The sequence below is a fragment of the Ancylobacter oerskovii genome (assembly GCF_018390555.1).
In the GTDB taxonomy this organism is placed as follows: Bacteria; Pseudomonadota; Alphaproteobacteria; order Rhizobiales; family Xanthobacteraceae; genus Ancylobacter; species Ancylobacter oerskovii.
On sequence record NZ_JAHBGB010000010.1, the window covers coordinates 1 to 2,313 of the forward strand.

The following is a 2,313-nucleotide window of genomic DNA, read 5'->3' on the forward strand; positions in this document are numbered from 1 at the left end:
GCTCCGAAAAGCCGAAGCTGTTCGTCCGTCAGCCAAGCCATGACAGGCTGGGACTAAACACCTAACGTGCGGATCTATCCGGTCATGACGCATCGGTCCGAATGCGGCCGTGGATGCCATTGCTTGCCCCGTCGGTCCACGATGGGCGTGGTTCGCTGTCCTCGCGATCCCTCCAACTGAAGAGCCGTCACCATAGGTTGCGGCCATGTTGATGGCTCGGGTTGCCGCTTTGCAGAATGCCTCGACTGTCGGTTTAGATGTGGCAAGCAATCGCCAGGGCCGCCTCGGATTGTGTCCTTGGATTCCTGGGGAGGTGTGGAGGTGTTTTTCCTTTCACTGTGGGGACCATATTGTCGGCATGACCATCGTATCGCGACCGTTTTCCTGATAGGCGGGCAGGCGCCGTTCTAGGTGGACAACTTGTCACCTCATCGCTATGGTCGAGACATTCGAAGCTTGGTGGTCACTATGATAAAAAAGCCTGACGAAAAGAATAGGAAGAATAAAGCATCTCGTCCTCTAGTCGTTGTATCTATTCGTTATAGTGTCCTCTTGAAAGATAATACGCAGTGGATTATTTCGCGCGGCCAAAGTGATGAGTCTTATCGCTCGGCTCTCTTTGATGACGAGAGGTTGTCCCTTCATTATCATTTGTTTTCTAAATTGACGCTTCCGTCTCTTCTGAGCCAGGATCCCGAGCTCGACCCTGACTTTTTTAGGTTGTATGTGGTTACTTCCGAAGCGTTGCCGAAGAAAAGGAAGGCCGAAATTGTAGATCTACTGAAGGATATTCCTTGGGCGCGTGTAAAAGAAGTTCCTGAGAATGCGAAGGGAATCCCTCATTCGTCTCATATTTCTGAATTTATTCAGGAAAAGACAGACGGCTCGGCGATTTATGCACATGTAAGGCTCGATGATGATGACGCGTTAGCGCGTGACTTTGTTGCGCGTATAAGTGATTACGCTACAGAGCAGAACGTGGGTAGGGTTATCTCCCTTGGGCGCGGTGTTATGGCTAACTTCGATGTTGATCGTCGCGAATTCGTCGAATTCCGTGAGATGCACTATCCAAAGGTAGCCATGGGCCTTACGCTTATTGGGAAGAAGAAATCTCCGGAAGATTTGACTCTTCCGCATGTCTACTCTCTTGGAAAGCATACCAAGATTGATTTGATGGCTCCGACAATCCTGGATTCTAGAAGTATCGCCTATATAAGGACGATGCATTCATTATCAGATACGCAAGCGCAGAATACTTCTGGGGCGCTTGATAAGATCGATATTGGTATTGTTCGGCAGCATTTCACCTTTCTTTAGTGGATAGATCACCGTTGCATCCCGCAAGAGGCGGTCTGCCGCATATGGGGACTTGTGCGGCAGATGTGGTGCGAACGAGTTCGCGCTAATGCGTTGACGTCGATGGCTGGCAGCAAGCTGTGGAGTGTCCGCGAATGGCGAGCCAGTCTTGCTCCTCCTTTGGGCCAGAGCTTCTCGAAACTATCGGAGAGGTCCCGAGTGGGCGACGCTCTGAAGGGGCTTGTCTCTTCCGGTGGTCGGGTTGCGGACGGCCGCGAGCAGCGGGTGCAGGATGATGTCGGCTTCTGGAACCGCGCCCAGGCTCTTGCGTACCGGGCGATGCTGACGCGCTTGCGGACCGGCGAGGAAATCCTCGTCAAAGTGTTCGACGCCTACGGGCCGGAACACACCGGCGCCGCCGTTCCCCCGTCGGCAAGCCTCACGGAGGCGGCGGCCCTGCGCGCCACCTCCCTCAATATTTCCACCTTCGGCCAGATGCTGACTGACGGCCGGCCTTTCATTCTCGATCGGCCACCGGATGCACAGCATCACCAAAGTGCGTCTCCGGGAGGAGGGAACGCTGGCCGCGTAGGATGGCTCACCCTGTCAACGAGGGCTACATGACCCTCGGCCTGGCCGACGCCGATGCGGTGAACCGTGGTCTGCTCGGCGCCAAATTCATCCCGGTGGTGGCGGACAGTCTCGCGTGGCTCTCGGCCACTCAGTGCCGCATCAACTTCTCCATGGATTCCGCGCGCCAGCTGGTGCTGGACGACGGCACCGGCCCGGTGACCGCCACCGGCATTGAGACGTCAAAGGGGATCTTCTGTCGCGACGGCACGGATGCCTACGCGGCGGATATTCCCGTCACCTCTGTGACGGTCGAATCGAGCGGCTTCACCGCCAGCCCCAACCAGTCGATCTACGTCACTCTCGGCCGGGCCGTGAACCAGGGACTTTCTGCTGGGCTACGCCAACTGGCAGACCGACGTGACCCTCAACGGCAACACGAAGGCG

Annotated in this window: 3 protein-coding genes; all 3 read left to right on the forward strand. The window is 55.9% G+C overall.

Annotated features, from left to right (window positions below):
* Positions 1 to 411 precede the first annotated feature (411 nt).
* Positions 412 to 1,317: a glycosyltransferase gene (locus KHC19_RS07840; protein WP_213351816.1), complete on the forward strand. Its 906-nt coding sequence runs from the start codon at positions 412 to 414 to the stop codon at positions 1,315 to 1,317.
* Between the two features lie 198 nt (positions 1,318 to 1,515).
* Complete coding sequence (locus KHC19_RS07845) at positions 1,516 to 1,920, forward strand: hypothetical protein (protein WP_213351817.1); 405 nt, start codon at positions 1,516 to 1,518, stop codon at positions 1,918 to 1,920.
* A partial coding sequence (locus KHC19_RS07850; RefSeq protein WP_213351818.1) for a hypothetical protein occupies positions 1,917 to 2,313 on the forward strand: 397 nt, incomplete at its 3' end. The genes KHC19_RS07845 and KHC19_RS07850, both read left to right, overlap by 4 nt.